The organism is Pontibacter chinhatensis, from assembly GCF_900113285.1.
GTDB lineage: Bacteria > Bacteroidota > Bacteroidia > Cytophagales > Hymenobacteraceae > Pontibacter > Pontibacter chinhatensis.
In genome coordinates this window covers 107,105-127,377 of record NZ_FOOT01000003.1, presented here as the reverse complement: position 1 = coordinate 127,377, position 20,273 = coordinate 107,105, and the positions used below count along the sequence as shown (strand labels likewise).

At 54.1% G+C, this 20,273-nt stretch carries 18 protein-coding genes; 7 read left to right on the top strand and 11 right to left on the bottom strand.

The genetic code is table 11. From position 1 onward, the window contains the following. Nucleotides 1-317 precede the first annotated feature (317 nt). Nucleotides 318-2,552 carry a S9 family peptidase gene (locus BM040_RS09690; RefSeq protein WP_092100585.1) on the top strand — a complete coding sequence of 745 codons (2,235 nt, stop codon included), beginning with the start codon at nt 318-320 and terminating at the stop codon, nt 2,550-2,552. Between the two features lie 174 nt (nt 2,553-2,726). Beyond that, the gene (locus BM040_RS09685) at nt 2,727-3,521 is read left to right on the top strand and encodes a YybH family protein (protein ID WP_092100583.1); all 795 of its coding nucleotides are present in this window, start codon (nt 2,727-2,729) and stop codon (nt 3,519-3,521) included. A 4-nt stretch (nt 3,522-3,525) separates the two neighbouring features. On the opposite strand, the gene BM040_RS09680 is transcribed toward BM040_RS09685, so the two are convergent. From BM040_RS09680 to BM040_RS09660, 5 genes are all read right to left on the bottom strand, one after another. After that, nucleotides 3,526-4,335 carry a RelA/SpoT domain-containing protein gene (locus BM040_RS09680; protein ID WP_175491031.1) on the bottom strand — a complete coding sequence of 270 codons (810 nt, stop codon included), beginning with the start codon at nt 4,333-4,335 and terminating at the stop codon, nt 3,526-3,528. Nucleotides 4,336-4,441: 106 nt separating this feature from the next. After that, nucleotides 4,442-5,713 carry a chloride channel protein gene (locus tag BM040_RS09675; protein ID WP_092100579.1) on the bottom strand — a complete coding sequence of 424 codons (1,272 nt, stop codon included), beginning with the start codon at nt 5,711-5,713 and terminating at the stop codon, nt 4,442-4,444. Between the two features lie 180 nt (nt 5,714-5,893). Further along, nucleotides 5,894-6,436 (bottom strand): YcxB family protein, encoded by a 543-nt coding sequence (locus BM040_RS09670; protein WP_092100577.1) that lies wholly within the window; start codon nt 6,434-6,436, stop codon nt 5,894-5,896. A 2-nt stretch (nt 6,437-6,438) separates the two neighbouring features. Then, on the bottom strand, nt 6,439-7,851 hold the full coding sequence (locus BM040_RS09665) for an aldehyde dehydrogenase (protein ID WP_245756173.1): 1,413 nt from the start codon (nt 7,849-7,851) through the stop codon (nt 6,439-6,441). 127 nt (nt 7,852-7,978) lie between these two features. Beyond that, a complete protein-coding gene (locus tag BM040_RS09660) occupies nt 7,979-8,767 on the bottom strand; it encodes an SDR family oxidoreductase (RefSeq protein ID WP_092100573.1) in 789 nt (262 codons plus the stop codon). A 112-nt stretch (nt 8,768-8,879) separates the two neighbouring features. Here BM040_RS09660 and BM040_RS09655 point away from each other — a divergent pair, with 112 nt between their 5' ends. From BM040_RS09655 to BM040_RS09640, 4 genes are all read left to right on the top strand, one after another. Further along, on the top strand, nt 8,880-9,419 hold the full coding sequence (locus BM040_RS09655; RefSeq protein WP_092100571.1) for a 3-hydroxyanthranilate 3,4-dioxygenase: 540 nt from the start codon (nt 8,880-8,882) through the stop codon (nt 9,417-9,419). A 3-nt stretch (nt 9,420-9,422) separates the two neighbouring features. Further along, entirely contained in the window at nt 9,423-9,989 is a 567-nt protein-coding gene (locus tag BM040_RS09650) for a GNAT family N-acetyltransferase (RefSeq protein WP_092100570.1), read from the top strand. 69 nt (nt 9,990-10,058) lie between these two features. Further along, a complete protein-coding gene (locus tag BM040_RS09645; protein ID WP_175491030.1) occupies nt 10,059-11,147 on the top strand; it encodes an amidohydrolase family protein in 1,089 nt (362 codons plus the stop codon). A 701-nt stretch (nt 11,148-11,848) separates the two neighbouring features. Continuing rightward, a complete protein-coding gene (locus BM040_RS09640; RefSeq protein ID WP_092100569.1) occupies nt 11,849-13,417 on the top strand; it encodes a hypothetical protein in 1,569 nt (522 codons plus the stop codon). A gap of 67 nt (nt 13,418-13,484) precedes the next feature. On the opposite strand, the gene BM040_RS09635 is transcribed toward BM040_RS09640, so the two are convergent. From BM040_RS09635 to BM040_RS09625, 3 genes are all read right to left on the bottom strand, one after another. Next, complete coding sequence (locus BM040_RS09635) at nt 13,485-14,039, bottom strand: DUF4168 domain-containing protein (RefSeq protein WP_092100568.1); 555 nt, start codon at nt 14,037-14,039, stop codon at nt 13,485-13,487. 396 nt (nt 14,040-14,435) lie between these two features. Further along, nucleotides 14,436-15,824 carry an FAD-dependent oxidoreductase gene (locus tag BM040_RS09630; protein ID WP_092100567.1) on the bottom strand — a complete coding sequence of 463 codons (1,389 nt, stop codon included), beginning with the start codon at nt 15,822-15,824 and terminating at the stop codon, nt 14,436-14,438. A gap of 66 nt (nt 15,825-15,890) precedes the next feature. Then, nucleotides 15,891-16,484 carry an alpha-ketoglutarate-dependent dioxygenase AlkB family protein gene (locus tag BM040_RS09625; RefSeq protein WP_092100566.1) on the bottom strand — a complete coding sequence of 198 codons (594 nt, stop codon included), beginning with the start codon at nt 16,482-16,484 and terminating at the stop codon, nt 15,891-15,893. A 145-nt stretch (nt 16,485-16,629) separates the two neighbouring features. On the opposite strand from BM040_RS09625, the gene BM040_RS09620 reads away from it, so the two are divergent. Next, nucleotides 16,630-18,030 carry an alanine/glycine:cation symporter family protein gene (locus BM040_RS09620; protein ID WP_092100565.1) on the top strand — a complete coding sequence of 467 codons (1,401 nt, stop codon included), beginning with the start codon at nt 16,630-16,632 and terminating at the stop codon, nt 18,028-18,030. Nucleotides 18,031-18,051: 21 nt separating this feature from the next. On the opposite strand, the gene BM040_RS09615 is transcribed toward BM040_RS09620, so the two are convergent. The 3 genes from BM040_RS09615 to BM040_RS09605 all read right to left on the bottom strand — a co-directional run bounded on the left by BM040_RS09615 (nt 18,052) and on the right by BM040_RS09605 (nt 20,248). Beyond that, nucleotides 18,052-18,498 (bottom strand): hypothetical protein, encoded by a 447-nt coding sequence (locus tag BM040_RS09615; RefSeq protein ID WP_092100564.1) that lies wholly within the window; start codon nt 18,496-18,498, stop codon nt 18,052-18,054. Nucleotides 18,499-18,619: 121 nt separating this feature from the next. Next, nucleotides 18,620-19,696, bottom strand: coding sequence for a calcium:cation antiporter (locus BM040_RS09610; protein WP_092100563.1), 1,077 nt, complete (start codon nt 19,694-19,696; stop codon nt 18,620-18,622). Nucleotides 19,697-19,807: 111 nt separating this feature from the next. Continuing rightward, entirely contained in the window at nt 19,808-20,248 is a 441-nt protein-coding gene (locus BM040_RS09605; protein WP_092100562.1) for a hypothetical protein, read from the bottom strand. Nucleotides 20,249-20,273: the final 25 nt, after the last annotated feature.

Genomic DNA, 20,273 nt, shown 5'->3' with positions numbered 1-20,273 from the left:
GCTTGTGGGAACTAGAGGATGAGCCGAAGCTAGCAAGGATAGCTTGTATCCAGTTGCGGGAAGCGGCGGCTATGAAAGTATAGCCGAAGTATAGCCGAAGTATAAGTATGGCTTTTCAAGCCAGTTGGGTTACAAACCCAACACCATAGGTAGGCACAGGTTGCAAACCCGCGCCAGCAATAGGAAATAGCAGCAAGTATAAAGTATGGCCCATACTACCCAATTCACTTTGCCCAACACAGTTTTAACGCCAAACCATGGCTAAACCACATTAATCCCCTAAATTAGGGGAGCTAAACTTAAACTAACCAATTCGCATGCATAGTAAGTTAAGAACCAATCTTTTGGCTGCTGTACTGCTTTGCTTCGCCTTTGTGGCGCAGGCGCAGCAGAAAAAAGACATCACCCTAGAGGACATCTACCAGAAAGGAACGTTCCGGGCCAAATCGGTGTGGGGGGTAAATTGGATGAACGACGGCCGCTACTACAGCTCGCAGGTCTCTGACGAGAAGAACAAAGTACAGGACATCGTAAAGTATGACGTCACTACAGGCCAGCCGGTAAACACCATCATCGAGGGCGAGAACCTGGTGCCGGAGGGCAGCAGCCAGCCAATTCAGTACGATGGCTACACGTTCTCTTCCGATGAGCAGAAGGTGCTGTTTTCCACCGAAACCGAGCAGATCTACCGCCGCTCCTCCAAGGCCGAGTTCTACATCTACGACATCGCCTCCCAAAAGCTGACCAAGCTGAGTAACGGCGGCAAGCAAATGTACGCCACCTTCTCCCCAGACGCCAAGCGCGTTGCCTTTGCCCGCGACAACAACATGTTTGTGACGGACCTGAGCAACATGCAGGAGACGCAAATTACCACCAACGGCAAGTATAACTCGATCATCAATGGCTATGCGGATTGGGTGTACGAGGAGGAATTCTCGTTTGCACAAGGCTTCCACTGGTCGCCGGACGGTAAGAAGATTGCTTTTTATACTTTTGACGAGACCAACGTACCGGAGTTTAACATGCAGATGTGGGGCGAGCTGTACCCGCAGGACTATAAGTTCAAGTACCCGAAAGCCGGCGAGGCTAACTCTATCGTAACTGTATCGGTGTACGATGTGGCCAGCGGCAAAACCGTGAAGATGGATACCGGCAACGAGACCGATATCTACCTCCCGCGCATGAAATGGACGAACAACCCGAACCTGCTCTCTATCCAGCGCATGAACCGCCTGCAGAACACGCTGGAGATCCTGCACGCCAACGCCTCCACAGGCAAGGCCGATGTGGTGCTGAAAGAGACGGACAAAGCCTACATCGACGTAACCGACGACTTAACTTACCTGAAAGATGGCAAGCACTTCATCCACTCCTCGGAAGTGAAGGGCTACAACCACCTTTACCTCTACAACATGAGCGGCAAGCTGGTGCGCCAGATTACGAGCGGCAACTGGGAGGTAAGCAGCTACGTGGGCTACGACGAGAAAAACGACCGCCTGTACTACATGTCTACCGAGGTGTCGCCGCTGGAGCGCCACCTGTACAGCATCAGCAGCAAAGGCAAAAAGAAGCAGCGCCTGACGCAGCAAGCCGGTACGCACCGCGTGAACATGAGCAACGACTTTAAATACTTCCTGGATTATTTCTCTGCTGCCAACGAGGTGCCCACTGTTAGCCTGCACACGGCCAAAGATGGCAAGTTGATTAAGGTGCTGGAAGACAATTCACAGTTGAAGAACACGCTGGCGCAGTACGACATTGCTAAGCAGGAGTTTTTCCAGATGAAGACTTCTGACGGAACGCAGCTGAATGGCTGGATGATTAAGCCAACCGACTTTGACCCGAACAAGAAATACCCGGTGCTGATGTTTGTGTATGGTGGCCCGGGCTCGCAGACCGTGACCAACAGCTGGGGCGGCACCAATTACCTGTGGTACCAGGTGCTGGCCGACAAAGGAATGATTGTGGTGAGCGTGGATAACCGCGGCACCGGTGCCCGTGGCGCGGAGTTCAAGAAAGTGACCTACGCCAACCTGGGCAAGTATGAGATTGAGGACCAGATTGAGGCGGCCAAATGGCTGGGCAACCAGGCTTACGTGGACAAAAACCGCATCGGTATCTGGGGCCACAGCTACGGCGGCTACATGACGCTGCTGGGCCTGACCAAAGGCAACGGCGTGTTCGCGGCTGGTATTTCGGTAGCACCTGTTACGAGCTGGAGATACTACGACACCATCTACACCGAGCGCTTCCTGAAAACACCACAGGAAAACCCAGCGGGTTACGACGAGAACTCTCCTCTGTTCTTTGCCGATAAGATGCAGGGCGAGCTGCTGCTCATCCACGGCACCGGCGACGACAACGTGCACTTCCAGAACGCGGTGGCCATGCAGGATGCCCTGATTAGCGCCAACAAGCAGTTCGAGAGCTTCTACTACCCGAACCGTAACCACGGCGTGGGTGGTGGCATCACCTCTCTGCACCGCTTTAAGATGATGACTAACTTCCTGGAGCGCACGCTGATCAACCCGACAGAGGTGGCAAACCAGTAAGCAGAAAGTATAAACCTAAGTATAAAAGGCCTGCCGGAAACGGTGGGCCTTTTATACTTTAGGGATGCCAGTAAAATTAAGTATAAGTACCTGAATATTGAGTAACAGATATAAACCGGAGAAACGTTACCACCTATATTTAGCCTAATTACTGCCACTTCAACCTCCCAAACTATGAAATTAACACTCCTGCTGGCCCTGCTGCTATGCGCGCTACAAGTCAGCAATACACGCGACGAAGCCTTGGAAGATTTGGCCAACGCCGAGCGCGCCTTTGCTGCCACGTCTGTTAAAAAGGGTTTTCACCAGGCCTTTGTGGAACATCTGACCGAGGATGGATTGGTGTTTGCCCCGGCTCCCACAAACGGTAAGAAGCTGCATGCCGAAGCACCTGAAAGCAAGGCGCTACTTACCTGGTATCCTGCCTACGCCGACATTTCCAGCTCGCTGGATTGGGGCTATACTACAGGGCCCTATGCGTTTAAAGCTGCCCCTGAAGATACCGCAGTTGCTGGCGCGGGCTTTTACCTGTCGGTGTGGAAGAAGCAGCCGGACGGGCAATGGAAAGTGGCGATAGACATGGGCAATTCCTTCGCGCCGAATCTGCTGAAAGAGGAGGTATACAGACCAGCCCTTGCGGTAGAAAATAAGCCTGCCATAGGTACAACCGAGGCTCTGCTGGTTCAGGATGTGGAGCCGGTGCAGCCATACTTCGAAGAGACACTCATCTACCGGCACGGCCAGTATCCGGTAAAGTATAAGGATATCATCATCGAGCCGGCCACGAATGTGCGCTACACCAACCTCGGTCACGACCTCTCGCCAGCCGCCGACATGGCCTATACCTACGGCAGCTATAGCCAATCCACCAGCAAAGGAGCCGAAAAGGGCTACTACCTCAAAGTATGGAAAATGCTGGAGGGGGAGTGGCGGCTGGTGGCCCACAACCTGGTACCCGAAAGAATGTAGAAACCTATTGTTTCAGGTGCCGGGCCAGACAGGCATACAGGTGCTGTTTCTCCTGCGCATCCACAGGAAGCTTATCGATGCGGGCCTGCAGCTCTGCCACGCTGCCTTTTTGCTCTTGCAGCATAGTGGCAAAGGCCTGAATTTGCGTGGCTACTGCGTCGGCATCAGAGGTTAGCCGGTTCAGGATGAAAAGCAGCCTGTTCAGTAATTCGTTCGACTGCCGGTCGGGGTAACGGATGCAATGGTCTATCTCGCTCCAGCCTTCCTCAAACAGCGTCTTTACCTGCACCTCCACATAGTATGGCTGCCGGCTGGGCTTTACGTGCAGGATGTAGTGCTGTGCCCTGTAGCCCCGGTCGTTCGCTATGACCTTATACTTTTGGGCATTAAACTGCCTGGCCTCTTCCGCGTTTTTGTCGGTTACGTAGGCGAAGGGGCTTCGCTTTAGCTCCCAGTTTTGCATGATGAAATTTCCGATCTCGTGGCAGGTGCTTTTGTACAGGTGCAGCAGGCGCACCCCCACCAGGTCGTTGATATACATCAGGTAGTTGTCCGCAGTCAGGTGGCGGTCGGGGTATTCTTTCCGCTTCCGGATGATTTTTTTGAGCAGGTGCAGCGGCTCTTTTACCCGGTAGCGCACAGTATGCACGGCGGCGTGTGTTTTTAAAGCGTTGGCTACAAGCAGGCCTACGTCTTCCAGCTCTTGCTGGCGGCTGGTGTAGTCGTTGTAGATACGTGCCAGTTCCTTTGCCTGTATGCCTTGTGCGTACAGATCCTCCTCGCTTACCTGCAGCAGGTGAAGTATAAAAGGCACGGTGGCCTTAGGTTTATGGCTGGCTGGGCGCATGGCTACTGAGCATCTCCTTACCAAGTATAGCCGATTTGTCAGGAAATGTTGCAGGCCTGCGCCAAAGTATACGTTACTCCTGCAGGCCTAGCTGCGCATTTATCAAAGGCGTTTTAGGTGCCAGGAAGAAGCCCGTCAGGCTGGCGAACATAATCGGGATGAACTGGTGAAAACCGGTTAAGGTGGAAAGTAGGATAATGGTGCTGATGGGCGTGCGCGTCACACAGGCGTTGATAGCTGCCATGCAACTGACAAGTATAAGCGGCAGGTTCTGCCCCGGAAACAGACTATTGATAATCAGACCTACCGTGGCACCCACAAAGAACAGCGGAATGATAAAGCCACCCCGCCAGCCGGAGGTAACTGTAAAGGCAATGGCAAAGATCTTGGCCACTAGGAGTATAAGCAGGAACTCCAGTGAGAATTCTTCTGCCAGAAGTATGTTCAGCTCGTCGTGGCTGAAGTAGCGGGAGAGTGGCACAAAGTAGGCAATAGTACCTATCAGCAAACCCCCAACCATCATCTTAGTATAAATCGGCACCCCAAACCTTTGGAACAGGCTGCGGCACTGGCGCACAATAAAGATGAACAGCCAGCCTGCCGCTGTACCCGCCAAGGCATAGAGCATGGCGTAGAAAAAGTCGTTCAGCTCGGGGGTGGCGTAAACCGGGAAATTCCAGGTGGGGCCGATTCCGATGTGTGTGATAAGTATAAAAACAACGTAGCTGGAGCAACTGGCTACAAAGGCCGGGATAAGCGCCTGATAATATTCTACTACGTGCTTGTGGTGCAAAATCTCGAGGGCAAACAGCGTACCGCCCAGCGGAGCGCCAAACAATGCTGTAAACGCTGCGGCCATACCGGCTATGGTTAAGGAGCGCAGATCCTCCCCACGTATCTTCAGCTTTTTCGCTATCCAGGTGCCGGTAGAGCCCACCACCTGCACCAGCGGCGCCTCAGGCCCGGCGCTGCCGCCACTGGCAATGCACAACCACGACGACAGAATCATGGACGGGTTGTTCTTTGGCTCCAGGTGGCCGCCCTTGAGCCGGATGTTGTTTACAATCAGGTCCATCTCGCCAGGGTCGCCAAGCTTATGGATAATGATGCCTGCCAGCAGGCCGGCCGTAGCCATCAAGGGTATCACCCAAAGCCCCTGAACAGGAGCCAGGAAATGAAGCAGACTTTCCAGCACCGTCCAGTACACCCCGGCTATGACACCTCCTATAATGCCAATGGCTACCCACAACAGGAAAATCCTGCTGAAAACAAAGGGGTTAAACTGCAAAGGATAGTTTAGCTGGTTACGAAGCGTAACAGCCAGGCGTCGTCTCTTAAAGTCCATTCTGCAAAAGTACGGATAAATGCAGGAGGGGGTAAAGGAGGTGCGGGATAAGTATGAGACGATGAAGAAGTGGGGCCAGTTGATCAAACCTTCTTGAGCTAATGGCCATACCGCCAGCTTAAGCGCCAGCGCAACATGCAGCATGAGGGGATGCCACCATTATGGGTGCTAAGTGGATTGCTACAGCTTGAGAAAGGGCAACTTTTGCCTGGCTATTTCTTTAAGCTCGATCAGCGCGGGAGCGCCTATTTCTTTTGCCGAAAACGACCAGGCCAAGTATGGATGATCCTGGAATAAGTAGATGGTCTGTTCTTCTTCTAAATAGGCTTTAAAATCACTCCACTTCACGGTGGTCGTCTCTTCTTCGCGTGTTACACTGATATTTTCCGCTGTAAAGCTGAGTTTTAAACCGGATGAGTTTTCTTGCAGACTGTTTTCGGCTAGCTGTCGGAGGGCGCCCGTTCTTCTTTTGTACGTCTTCCACCTTAGGTAAAGCAGATACAGCCCAAAACCAGACCACCAGAGTGGGAGCGTAATAAATCCCAACGCGCCAAAACTATGCTCGGTAAAAAAGAAGAGCAGGACAGAGACCAGCGTTAACACCAAAAATATAACGGCTCTTTTCAGGTTTCTTCTCCTTGTCGCGGAAACAATCAAATCATCTATGAACAGGAGCTGCCGGTAGGTTTCCTCGAATGTAGTATGGATGGGTACAGGCTCCATGCTTATAGTTTCACGCAAATATTCTGCGGCTCAGTGAAGAAGCGCAGGGCCTCAAAGCCGCCCTCACGGCCCACGCCAGAGTTTTTCATGCCGCCAAACGGGGTGCGCAGGTCGCGCAGGAGCCAAGTGTTAATCCAGATGATGCCCGAATGCACCTGGTGCGCCACGCGGTGTGCTCGTTGCAGGTTTTGCGTCCAGATGGTGGCGGAGAGGCCGTAGTCGGTACAGTTGGCATACTGGATAACTTCTTCTTCGCTGTCGAAAGGCGTGAGTGTGACCACAGGGCCAAAGATTTCTTCGGTGTTGGTGCGGCAGTTGTAGGGGAGCCCCTCGATGATGGTGGGTGCGATGAACCAGCCACCGGCGCAGCGGCCCGTTACCTGCACCTGGTGCCCGCCGGTAAGTATAACTCCGCCTTCCTGATGGGCCAGTTCGATGTAAGAAAGCACCTTCTGCATGTGCTGCTCCGATACCACCGCGCCCAGTTTGGTACCTTCTTCCATGGGGTCGCCCACAGTCATGGCTTTTACTTTCTCCACAAAAGCATCCCGGAACCGCTCGTACAGCGGCCGCTCGATAAAAATGCGGGAGCCGCAGAGGCAGATTTGCCCCTGGTTGGCAAAGGAGGAGTGGATGGAAGTATGGAGCGCGTTGTTAAAGTCACAGTCGGCGAAGATGATGTTGGGGTTCTTGCCACCCAGCTCCAGCGACAGCTTCTTGAACATGGGTGCTGCCGTGGCGGCAATGGTGCGGCCGGTTTTGGTGCCGCCTGTAAAGGAGATAACCGGTACTTTCGGGTGGGCCGTGATAGCCGATCCGACTTTATGCCCGTAGCCGTGCACGATGTTCAGCACCCCGGCCGGCAAGCCCGCTTCCATGCAGATTTCGGAAAGCAGGTAGGCCGTCATGGGCGTAACTTCAGATGGCTTGGCTACGACACAGTTACCCGCAGCCAGGGCAGGCGCGATTTTCCAGGTAAACAAGTATAAAGGCAGGTTCCAGGGCGAGATGCAGCCGGCTACGCCATGCGGATGGCGCACGGTGTAGTTGATGGCGTCGGTGCCTTCCATGTAATGCGCCTCCGAAGCAAAATGCTGAATGGCCGTACCGTAAAAGCGCATGTTGCTGCTGGCCCGCGGGATATCCACCGATTTGGCCAGTTTCAGCGGTTTGCCGTTGTCTACCGATTCCGCCTCGGCCAGGCGGTCCAGGTTTTGGTCGATTAGATCGGCAATGCGCATCAGGAGTTGCCCGCGCTTCTCAGCCGGCGTTTTGGACCAAGCCGGGAAAGCCGCCAGCGCAGCCTGCACCGCCTGCTCCACGTCCTGCTCATCCGAGTCCGGAATAAGCGAGTATACTTTGCCTGTCGCCGGGTTGTAGTTGTCGATGTACTGCCCCGCAAGAGGTGCTACCAACTGGCCGTTTATGTAGTTCTGAAGCTGCTGCACTGGTGGGTAATTAATAATGACTAATCAGGAATGGGGAATGTAGGCCTCGTTGAAAGTATAGCTTGAAAAGCAATCAGCAAGTAACAATCAACAATTACAGACACCCCGTCCGGCCACCATCCACCGGCACGCTAATGCCGTTGATGTAAGCGGCGGCAGGTGTAGCCAGAAACGCGGCGGCAGCGGCCACTTCTTCAGGCTCGGCAAAACGGCGGGCCGGAATCTCCGCCTCCATCTCTTGCTGTATCTCTTCCTTGCTTTTACCTGTTTTTTGAGCCTTGCTCTCCATAATAGCCTCAATTCGGGCTGTTTTGGTGGAACCGGGCAGCACGTTGTTTACCGTAATACCGAATTGCCCCAGTTCGTTAGCCATAGTCTTGGCCCAGCTCGCCACTGCTCCGCGGATAGTGTTCGACACACCCAAACCATGCAGCGGCTGCTTTACCGAGGTGCTGATCACGTTGATGATGCGGCCATACTTTGCCCGCTTCATGCCGGGTATCACAGCCTTGGCCAGCAGGTGGTTGGCAATCAGGTGCTGGTTAAAAGCAGCCGTAAACTCATCCGAGACGGCCTCTGTTATCGGTCCGCCTGCCGGGCCGCCGGTGTTATTTACCAGGATGTGCACCTCTGGCTGGTCGTTCAGGTAAGCCTGTACGCGGATGTTCAGGTCGTAGGGGTCGGTGAAGTCGGCGGTGATGTAGTCGTGCAGTTGGTCCTGCTGCGTATCCAGTTCCTGCAGCACTGCCTGCAGTTTCTCCTCGTTGCGGGCTACCAGCGTCACGCTTGCTCCCAGTTGTGCCAGTTCGATGGCTATTGCTTTGCCAATGCCCTGTGTGCTGCCGCATACCAAGGCACGTTTGTTCGTCAGGTTTAAATCCATAGGATAAATGTACGGAAAAATGTAAAAAGAAGCTTGGCTATACTTCCCCGGCAGGTTACCATGTTTGTCGTAAATTGCGTACTTTCAAACAACCAACTCCAAGATTAAAACTATGGCTATAGCAAGACCTTTCAATTTTAAGCAGTGGATAGAGGAACACCGCCACCTCTTAAAGCCGCCCGTGGGTAACCAGCAGGTGTTTAAGGGCAACGACGATTTTATTGTGATGGTGGTGGGCGGGCCCAACGCCCGCAAGGACTACCATTACGACGAGGGCGAAGAGTTTTTCTACCAGCTCGAGGGCGATATCGTGCTCAAGATTATTGAGGACGGCAAACCGGTGGATATCCCGATAAAGGAAGGCGAGATATTCCTGCTGCCGCCACGCGTGCCGCACTCGCCACAGCGCCCGGCCAACACGGTGGGCCTGGTGATGGAGCGCTACCGCAAGCCAGGCGAGAAGGACGGCTTTTTGTGGTTCTGCGAAAACTGCGGCGAAAAGCTCTACGAGGAGTATGCCGACGTGACCGACATTGTGGGGCAGCTACCGGTTATCATGAGCCGCTTTTGGGACAGCCTGGAACACCGCACCTGCAAGAACTGCGGCACGGTGATGGAGCCGCCGGCCAAACCAGCTGAGGCTGCCAAGTAAGGCATGCGCCCGCCGTCGCTCTACACCACCCGGCTTCAGCTGCGCCTGATAGAGCCTACTGATGCAGCCTTTATACTTCGGGGGCTGTCGGATAAACGGGTAACGGCATATTATGCGGTGCATTACGATACTCCGGAAGCGGTGCAGGAGCAGATGCAGTTTTACCAGAACTTGTTGCAGGAGGGCAGCGGTGCCTGGTGGGCCTTCTCCAGAAATGGCGACTCGGAACTAATGGGCGCCTGCGGCCTAAGCAGTGTCTCGCAGGAGCATCGGAAGGGGGAGCTGGGTTTCTGGCTACTGCCGGAGCATTGGGGCAACGGCTATATTCCGGAGGCGGCAGGGGCTATACTGAAGTATGGCTTTGAACAACTCGGCCTGCACCGCATCGAGGCGATAGTGGAGGGAGGCAATGCGCCGTCGGAACGGGTGCTGCAGAAACTGGGCTTTGCTTACGAGGGAAAGCTGCGGGAATGCGAGTTGAAGCACCACCGCTTCATCGACCTGCTCTACTACAGCCTGCTGGAAACAGACCTGTCGTCACCGGCAAAAACAGAGGCGCGGCAAGTATAAATTGCTTATCTTGTTGGATTGCCTCATCCTCTCGTACAACGGATTGCTGCCTTTTCGCTCAATTTTACCATGCAAGAAAACACGCCTATACTTACTGCGGATAATTTGCTGAAGATTGACATCCACACGCATATCCTGCCTGCCACGTGGCCAAACCTGCGGGAACGGTACGGGTATGGGGGCTTTATCCGGCTGGAGCACCACAAACCCTGCTGCGCCCGCATGATGATGGACGACAAGTTCTTCCGCGAGATACAGGATAACTGCTGGGACCCGAAGGTACGCATGCACGAGTGCAGCCAGCACAGGGTAGGGGTGCAGGTGCTGAGCACGGTGCCGGTGATGTTTAACTACTGGGCCAAGCCCGAGCACACCTACGATCTCTCGCAACTCCTCAACGACCATATCGCCGGCATAGTAACTGATTACCCCGACCGCTTTGTAGGCTTGGGCACCATCCCCATGCAGGACACGGATCTGGCGATAAAGGAGCTGGAACGGTGCATGAAGGAGTTGGGTATGGCTGGTATCCAGATTGGCACGAATGTGAACGGCTGCAACCTGGATGAGGCCAAACTGTTCCCCGTTTTTGAGGCAGCTCAGGAGTTGGGTGCTGCCGTTTTTGTGCACCCCTGGGATATGCTGGGCAAAGACCGCACCGGCAAGTACTGGATGCCCTGGCTGGTGGGCATGCCAGCCGAAACTACGGTGGCTATCTGTTCGATGATTTTCGGGGGCGTGTTGGAGCGCCTGCCCAGGCTGCGCGTTGCCTTTGCGCACGGCGGCGGCACTTTCCCGGCCACCATCGGGCGCATCGCCCACGGCTTCGAAGTGCGCCCGGATCTCTGCGCCATCGATAACAACGTAAACCCGCGAGAGTACCTGGGCAAGTTTTATTTCGACTCGCTGGTGCACGACCCACAGGCTTTGGAATACCTGGTAAACCTGGTGGGTGCTGATAAAATAGCCCTGGGCACCGATTACCCCTTCCCGCTGGGCGAGTTAGAGCCCGGCAAACTTATCGAGTCCATGCCCTATGACCTGGCTACCAAAGAGCGCATGCTCAGCGGCACGGCTCTGGAGTGGCTGAACCTGAAGCGGGAACAGTTTGTGAAGCGCAGCTCCGGCCTGAGCCTGCCGAAGGGGGAGAAAGTATAGGCCTTTTCAGTCCCGGGTCCAACCACCCCTAACCCCTCCTTAGCCAAGGAGGGGAGCTCTGTAGTTACTTTAGCTGAAGTACAAGTTTTATAGCATCAGTTCTCGCACGGACAGGTCGCGACCTGTCCCTACAAAGAGTAACCCACCCCAGCCCCTCTGAGGAGGGGAATTTATACTTGCTACTCAATCTGTCATCTCGAGCTGCGCGAGAGATCTATCGGGAATTCTATAGAGATCTCTCCCGAAGGTCGAGATGACAGCAGGGGCAGTGGCTATCGAGCCTATCCCAGCCTTTGGGTTGAGCGCCTTGTGGATGTTGCGGTGCCCGCCAGGGCAGCCCGCAGCGGAGCGAGGAGCAGCTTCAGACACACCGCGCGATGCCCGAAGGCGAGGCCTCTCGGGCTTGAGAGAGCCAAAGCCGGAGATGAAACTATAGGTTTGTAGGGCTGGAGGATGAACAGTGGCTAGCAAAGACTGCTTGGTTCAAGTGGAAGGAAGCAATGGCTATGGAGGTATAAACCAAAGTATAACTAAAGTATAAAGTACAGGCTTTTAAAGCCAGAAGCAGCAAAAACAAACTTCCTTTCGCCTTTTAGAAGAAGCCTGGGTTTATCCTGCAAAACCTATGGCTTTGCCTGTTTTATTTTATACTTTGGCTAAATATTTGCTCGTTCTAAAAGTATAAAATTCAACCTTTTACTATGCGTAAATTACTGTTTAGCTTACTCTTTATCGGTGCGTTTGCCACGGCGACGCATGCCCAGAAAGAGTTTGCCCATATAGAACTGCCCATGAACCGTGCCGAGGACTTGGTTTCTGTGGCAGACGATGAGGGCAATGTGGTAGTATACTTCTACCAAGGCGGCAACCTGAACTTTGCCATGATCTCCCCAACGGGCGAAAAGCTGGCGCAGCACGAGATTCCGTACCGCAGCTCCAAAGACCCGCAGATAATGGGCACCCGCGTAACCGACGATGAGTTTATCTTCTACAGCCGCTATACCAACGGCCGTCGGGAGTACGTGCGCCCGTTTGCCATCAACCGCCACACCGGCGCCTTCCGTAGCTTGCAGGACGTGCAGCTGAAGCTGGAGCGGAACGTGAACTTTGTGGGTGGCTTCGGCGATGACGACCACTTTTACATGCTCTACACCGACAAGGACGGTAACCTGCACCTGTACCGTGACTCAGAGTACAGCGTGGCCACCATGGATTACAGGCTGTTTAAGCCGGAGCAGATGCCCCGCACCCGCGACCGCTACGCACGTGAGTCAGGGCTGATTTATGTGCACCCCAACCTGGAGCGCAACGTGTATACCGGCCATCACCGCAGCAAGATCTACTCCCGGGGCGACAAGCTGCACATGGTTTTTGATGGCTACCAGTTGCGGGGCAAGTCCTCGAAGGAGGCGACCACTGAGATCCTGACGCTGGACTGGAACACCGGGAAGACAGAGTATCGCACCTTGCCGGCCATTGCGCAGCGCAACACGCCTGCCTTCAACTCTTTCCTGCACCAGGACAAGCTTTTCCGCCTGAACCTGGAGAAGGACCAGCTGAAGCTTACGGCCTATGACTTTAACACGCTGCAGCCCGTAAAGGAGTATACTTTCACAGACAAAGAAAAGCTGGCGCTGGCCTCTACGCCGGTGTACCAGCGTGGGGCGGGCGGCTTGTTCTCGTCTGGCTACGAGGTGATTGAGAAGGAAGACAAGGCCATGCGTAACCTGGCAAGCGGCATCCCGGCCATTACCGTGGACACCTACAGCGACAGCACGCTGCAACTGACCATCGGTTCGTACAAGGCGCCAACCGAGCGGACTAACCGCAACGACCGCAGCCGCATGGTGCGCACCCCGGACCGCTATGTGCGTACTTCGCGCGGGTTTATGCTCATCCCCGGCCGTTGGACGCCGGCTTATAACATCCCGAGCTATTACCTGAACTCGCCGTACTACAGCCGCTACTTTTACGATCCGTTTGGCTACGGCTACAGCGGACCGGTAGGCCCTGGCATCAGCACCTACTTCCATACGGTGCTGGATGCCAACAGCCTAGCAAAGGTAGAGCAGGAGGGCGAGGTAGAAGTGCTGCAGGAACGCGTGGAGGAATACGAGCGCAACCTGAAGCCGGAGCCCGAGTTCCAGACTGTGTACCGCTACGGCAACAAGCTGCACTACGGCTACTACGACCGCAGGGCCCGCACCTTCCGCATTGTGGAGTTCGCCCACGGGCAAAAAGCACAGGAGCAGCCCCAGGTACAGGAGTAAGAAGTACCAAGTATAAAAAAGCCCCGCCAGCAAATACTGGCGGGGCTTTTTTATACTTGATGCTGGGTTAGTTTTGTTTTTCCTGCATCAGCAGGTCCACGCGCTGCTGAACGGACTGGTCCTGGCGGTAGGCAAGCATAATCTGCTCAAACTTCTCCAGCGTCATGCCGTCCTGCTGAATGGCCTCCTCCAGGTCTTTCTGGAAGGCGGGCTGCATCTCCACCATCCGTTTCGCGGCCTTGTCAAAAGCGGCCATCTCTTCGGGCGTGGCCTGCACCTCAGTTAGCTTCTGCTCCTGGTGCGCCTTTGCCATCTCGTTAAACTTCTCCACACTTAGTTTCTCCTCTTGCAGGATGTTCATCATGGTCTGCTCCCCCTCCTGGTGCACGGCTATCAAACGGGCACTGGCGTCGGCAAACTGCTGCAGGTCCTGGTCAGAGAATGTGGTGGGTGCCTGCTGGCCGATCTCCGGTTGCGGTGTCTGTACAGCCGCATCAGTCTGCTGCGGCTCCTTCTGCTTTTTGTCTTTTTTCTGCGCCATGGCGTTTTCGGTAACAGCGCAGGCGCCCAGCAGCAGTATGGCTACAGTAATTCCTTTTAGTTTTTTATTGAAGATGTTCATAAAATTCGGGTTTAAAGTTTTAAGGTGTGAATGGTAAAAAACAGGTCCGGCAAGCGGTAGGCTAATAGAGGATTATACTTAACAGGCACGTATATAGTTTTGCAGGGAAGGAGCTGCGCGACAGGTATTTTTACATTATTAGCAAACCTGTAAATGGTGAGAAAGCTATACTACGAGATAAATTTACACTTCTCAATCTGTCGGCTGAGATACGATATGAGTATGGGCTCGACATCCACAGCCATGAGCGCGTAAATGCCCTGAGCTCTTACCTCAGTTCCAGCACCAATACCATCTCCTTCACCACCGGCTATTATTTCTAAGCAAAGTCACGGCGCAGGTTTATACTTCCCTTAGGTAGGGCCGAAGTATAAACCTGCGCTTTTTTATGCCCGCTTATACGTTTGTTTCGGCGCTATACTTCTTCAGTTTACCTTTCTGGATAAGCTGCCGCTCCAGCAGCTGCTGCACTTCCGGCTTGTCGTAGTCTTCTATGCGCTGAATGTGCTTCATCACCTTGTGCATGATCTCATCCTGCATTTGCCCCGTTCCGAGGGCGTAGGAGTAGGGCAGGTCGGTGAAGGTAACCATGGAGTATAGCGGGAGCCACACGTCCGGGTACTGGGCCGAGATCTTGGCCTCTACCTTTTTGCGGAGCAGGAAACGCGGATCGGCCACCTTGTCGCGCATCTCGATAAAGTTCATCACGGCCAGGTCGGCAATGGCGTCGGCGTCGGGTTTGCGGCGGCGCTCAAAGGCCTTGAACAGCGCCTCCCAGTCTCCGTCAAACGCATCCAGCATCTGGTCCAGCACCGTGATATCCTCAAAGCCCGCGTTCATGCCCTGCCCGTAGAAGGGCACCACCGCATGGCAGGCATCCCCAATCAGCAGCGCCTTGCCCCCGTAGCTCCACGGGAAGCACTTCACCGTGACCAGCGAACCAATAGGGTTGGTAAAGTAGTCCTGGGCCAGGGTTGGCATAAGCGGCAGCGCATCCGGGAAAACCTCCTGGAAGAAGGCCAGTAAGTCGCCCTCGTTTTTAATGGCTGCAAAAGACTGCTCGCCCTCGTAGGGGAAGAACAGGGTGCAGGTGAAGCTACCGTCTATGTTGGGCAGCGCAATCATCATAAACTTGCCGCGCGGCCAGATGTGCAGTGCGTTTTTCTCGATGGCCCAGCCTCCGTCGGCCGTGGCCGGTATGGAAAGCTCCTTGTAGCCATACTCCAGGAAGGACTGCTCGTAGTTGAACCGCTCCGTTTTCTGCATTGCCCCGCGCACGACCGAGAAGGCCCCGTCAGCTCCGAAAAGCAGATCCGGTTGCACGGTCTCTATACTTCCGGTTTCCAGGTTGCGCAGCTGCACCTCGTTGGTGGGCAGGTTTACGTCGGTGGCCTGGCGGCTGAAGTGGTAGGTGATGTTGGGGTTTGGCTCCGAGACATTCATCAGGGCAGCGTTGAGCCCGCTTCTGGAGACCGAGTAAATCGCTTGCCCCTCTTTGCCGTAGGGCTGGAAGGTGAGGTTGCCCTGCTCGTCGTGCATCATGCGCCCGTGCATCGGGATGGCTACCTGGCGCACCGCCTCCTCTATGCCAATGCCGCGCAGGGTGCGCCAACCACGGTCGCTCAGGGCCAGGTTTATCGAACGGCCGCCATCTATCAGGTTCTTCCGCAGGTCGGGGCGCCGCTCGTACAGGTCTACTTTGTGGCCGCGCTTGGCCAGGTATAAAGACAGCAGCGAGCCGACCAAACCAGCTCCCATGATGGCGATGTTCTTTTTCTCGGTCATAGTATATCCGGGCAAAGCCTCTTAGTACTGTAAAATAACGTTTTCCGGACCGCATTGGCAAGCATGTTAGCCTCTTACATAGCGGAACGTAAGGTTGATGCGAGGTTGTACGGCTCTGGCGGTTTTGGGTACATGATGCAGCCAGTGGTGCTGCGTAGGCCCCTGCATGAGCAGCAAACTGCCGTGGGAAAGTATAAGCGGAGCGGGCTTGAGGTCTTTGCGGGTGCGGTGCTTAAAGGCGAAGCGGCGTTCGCCACCGAAACTGAGGCTGGCTATACTTGGCTGCTGGCCCAGTTCCAGCTCATCGTCGGCATGCCAGCCCATGCTGTCCTGGCCGGTGCGGTAGAGGTTGAGCAGCACGCTGTTATACTTCTGGCCGCTGGCCTGCTCCACTTTCTCCCTCAACTCCTGCAGCACGGGCAGCCAGGGCTGCGGCTTGTTCTCCAGCCCGGAGTAAGTATAGCTTTTGTCGCCGTACCAGGCCGTGAGGCGGGGCATGGGCAGCTGGCGACCAAACAATTTTATACTTTCCTGCTGCCAGTTCACCTCCTGCACCAGCCGCCCGAAGTATACATCACTTTCCGGGGCAGGTATAAAGTGGGGTATAAAGTATACTTCGGCATCGGGTAGGGGCAGTTGCTGCAGATGGAGTGTGGACATGTGGCGGTTAAGTATAGCTTGTGCTTGTTAGCAGATACAGTGGTTTGCCCGGCTGGGTTATCATCCTTTAGCCTGAAAGTATGCGTGGCGCGGGTATTTGATTATGCCGCAAAATTTGTATTTTGGAATCTAAAGATATATCCTTTTGAAAGCATTAGAAGATTTTTTGGTTGCCTTTAGCGATGCCGCCTGGGGCATGCCCCTGCTTATCCTGCTGATGGGCGGCGGCTTCTACTTCATGTTCTACTCGGGTTTTCTGCCGTTCCGCTACCTGGGGCACGCAGTAAACGTTATCCGGGGCCGCTACGACGATCCCAACGACCCGGGCGACATCAACCACTTCGAGGCGCTTTCGAGTGCGCTGGCGGCTACGGTGGGCATGGGCAACATCAGCGGTGTGGCGGTGGCCATTGCCATTGGCGGGCCGGGTGTGCTTTTCTGGATGTGGGTGAGCGCCTTTGTAGGCATGGCCACCAAGTTTTTTACCTGCTCCCTGTCTGTGATGTACCGTGGCCGCGACAGCAACGGGCATATCGAGGGAGGGCCCATGTATGTGGTGCTACATGGGTTGGGGCAGAAATGGAAGCCGCTGGCGGTTTTCTTTTCGGTGGCCGGCCTGTTTGGCACGCTCCCTATTTTCACCAGCAACCAGCTCACACAGGTAATCCGGGAGGTGGTGCTGGTGCCGAACGGCGTTGCCACGGATAATGCCTTTGCCTGGAACCTGGGTATTGGGGTGGCGCTGGTTATCATTACCTCGCTCGTGATTTTTGGTGGTATAAAGCGCATCGGGCATGTGGCCAGCAGGATGGTGCCAAGTATGGTGGTGCTGTACATGCTGGCGGTGCTTTACATTATGGCTGTAAATTATACCAGTATACCTGCCGCCTTTGCCCTGATTTTTACGGATGCGTTTACGGCTAATTCCGTACTGGGTGGTGCCGTGGGAGCCATTATCATTGCCGGTGCGCGCAGGGCCTCCTTCTCCAACGAGGCCGGCATCGGCACAGCCGACATGATGCACGGGGCCGCCAGAACCGACGAACCGATACGGGAGGGCGTAGTAGCCATGCTGGGCCCGCTCATCGACACCATTGTGGTGTGTACTCTCACAGGCCTCGCCATTATCGTTACAGGCACCTGGATGGACCCAGACAAGAACGGCGTAAGTATAACCGCGCATGCTTTCGACTCAGCCATGCCAACGATTGGCAACTATGTGCTGGTGCTATGCGTGCTCATCTTCGCCTTTACGTCGCTGTTCTCCTACTCCTACTACGGTACCAAGTGCTTCAGCTTCCTGTTCGGGGCAAAGTATAAGCACTACTACAACTACTTCTATGTGATGACCATCATCTTCGGGGCAACGGCCTCGGTAACAGCGGTGCTGGCGCTGATAGACGGCATGTACGCCATGATGGCCATTCCGACGATGGTTTCAGGCCTGCTGCTCTCGCCAAAGGTAAAAGCCGCCGCCAAAGATTACTTTAAGCGGATGAAGGCGTTCGAGGAGGGGCTTAAGGAGCGTGAGGCAAAGAAAGTATAGCGACAGCTACTGTTCCCCGTTTTAACCCTGAGCCATACTTTCATGCGGCACTGGTTTCGCTTTTCTGGCGGCCAGCTTTCCGGCTATGTAGGCCATGGGGAGGTAGGCTCCAACCAGATCCACAACAGTATACCAGGTCGGTGACGGGAGCAGGAACACGCTGGCAATTCCCCCGGCCAGGAAATAAATGCCGATGCCGAACGCAAACCTCATTTTGTGGTTAGCGGCAATGGCTGCAGCTACAAACGCCCCTACCAGTGTACCCAGGGCATGGGCCAGGAAAGGGAAAATGAAATGCTTGGGCTGGAGCAGATGCATCGATGCTCTTAAGCCTTCCGTGGTGGTAACATTTGCGCCCTCCGGCGGAGGAATAACCGATCCGCTGACCGTGATAAGGGCCATGTTCACGGCGCTGCCGATGACAACACCAGCTATAGCAGCTAAAATGTTTCTGACGATTGGGTTCATCCTGTAAGTGTTTGTGGTTATTTATACTTTCTGAAAGCTATTTTTTTCCTTTGGCTCGTTGGTTGTGGTTGCCACCCAATTCCTACCAGGAGGGCAAAATACAGAGCGCCCCCCTGCTGCCTCAGGGGTATATCATCAGGAATATAAAGGCGAACAGGTTAATCAGCAGCACCACCCCGTACACCACATTGGTCTTGCCGCTGCTCAGCGACAGCATCACCGTAAATACCGACAGGCCCAGCAGCACAATAGACTTTATATCCAGCCCCAGGATAACGGGCACATCCAGTATAATACAAACCACCGCAACGCTCGGAATCGTCAGGCCTATACTTGCCAGGGCAGAGCCCAACGATAAATTTATACTTGTCTGGAGCCTGTTTTTTCTGGCCGCAATAATGGCGGCGATTGCTTCTGGCAATAGAATGATGGCCGCAATCACAACACCCACTAGTGATTTTGGCAGGCTGTAGCTGATAATGATGCTTTCGATGGTAGGCGAAAGGGTTTTGGCCAGCAATACCACAATGCCCAGGCTGACAATCAGAAACACAAGGCTCATGATGAACACCTTGTTGGGAATTGGAATAGGCTCGGCTGCTTCTTCGTTCTCATCGGGGCCAATGGTAAGGAAATACTGTCGGTACCTTCTGGTTTGCGCAAACAAAAAGGTAGCGTAGATAACCAGACAGGCGATAGAGGCAAAAATAAGCTGGGGAGTGGAGTAGTAAGACCCCTGCACGCTTTCAGTGAAGGTGGGAAACACTAGGGTGAATACCACAATCGAAACGAGCGAGATAAGGGCTATGGTAACAGAGGGCGCGGAGAAGTTCTGCTCGTAGTGTTTCAGGCCGCCTATCAGCAGGCAAAGTCCGATAATGCCGTTAAGGATGAGCATTGTGGCTGCATACACGGTATCCCGGGCCAGCGAGGCGGCTTCCTGCCCTTCCGACATCATCAGGGAAACGATGATGGAAACCTCGATAACGGTGATGGATATGGCCAGGATAATGGTGCCGTACGGTTCTCCTACCCGCTCTGCTATAATCTCGGAGTGATGCACGGCCGACATCACGCTTAAGATAAGCAGTACACTCGCTATAACCTGGAAGAAACTGCTGTCATAGATAAGCCCGGAAAAAAACAGGAGCCAGGCCAACGCCGGAATGAAAATGGTCCACTGAAGAAATAATCTCATGTTACTGATTTAGGAGTGGTCGTAAGTTTATGGTTAAAGTTGTTGTGGTATGAATTAGCGCGCGACGTGCCAGCGACCGAAGTGCTGTAGCTTGGGCCTGGCTGCGGAGCTTTATTCCTTTGTTTCCTGCAGTGCTCCAAATTCTAACTCTTGCCTGTTCAGTTCTGCTCTCTCCTGTTCAGACATCCGGGCAAAAATATAATTTTCATGCGTAATGGTAGCGAGTATTTCGGTGCCATCCTTTAGAAGCGATAAGTCCTCAAACTGGTAATTTCTCCACGCGTTGTAAGGCTTTGAAAGTATAAAGTCTTTCACTCTTGGAGATAATCTATACCTTCGGAAGGACCCGCTTGCATAAAACTTATCACTTCTTTTTCCTGCTTCCACTAAATCTGGTTCAAGCGCCTCTAGCTCAGGCAGCAGGTTAGTTGGGTCGTAAAGGACGTTAAATTCAGCGAAGTCAGCTTGCCCTAAATAAGCGTTCAAAAGTATAAGCCACTGCTTATTGTCAGCTATACTTTCTGATAGAGCAAAATGCTTCTTGTTTTTCACTCTGTAATTTAATTCTTCCAGATGT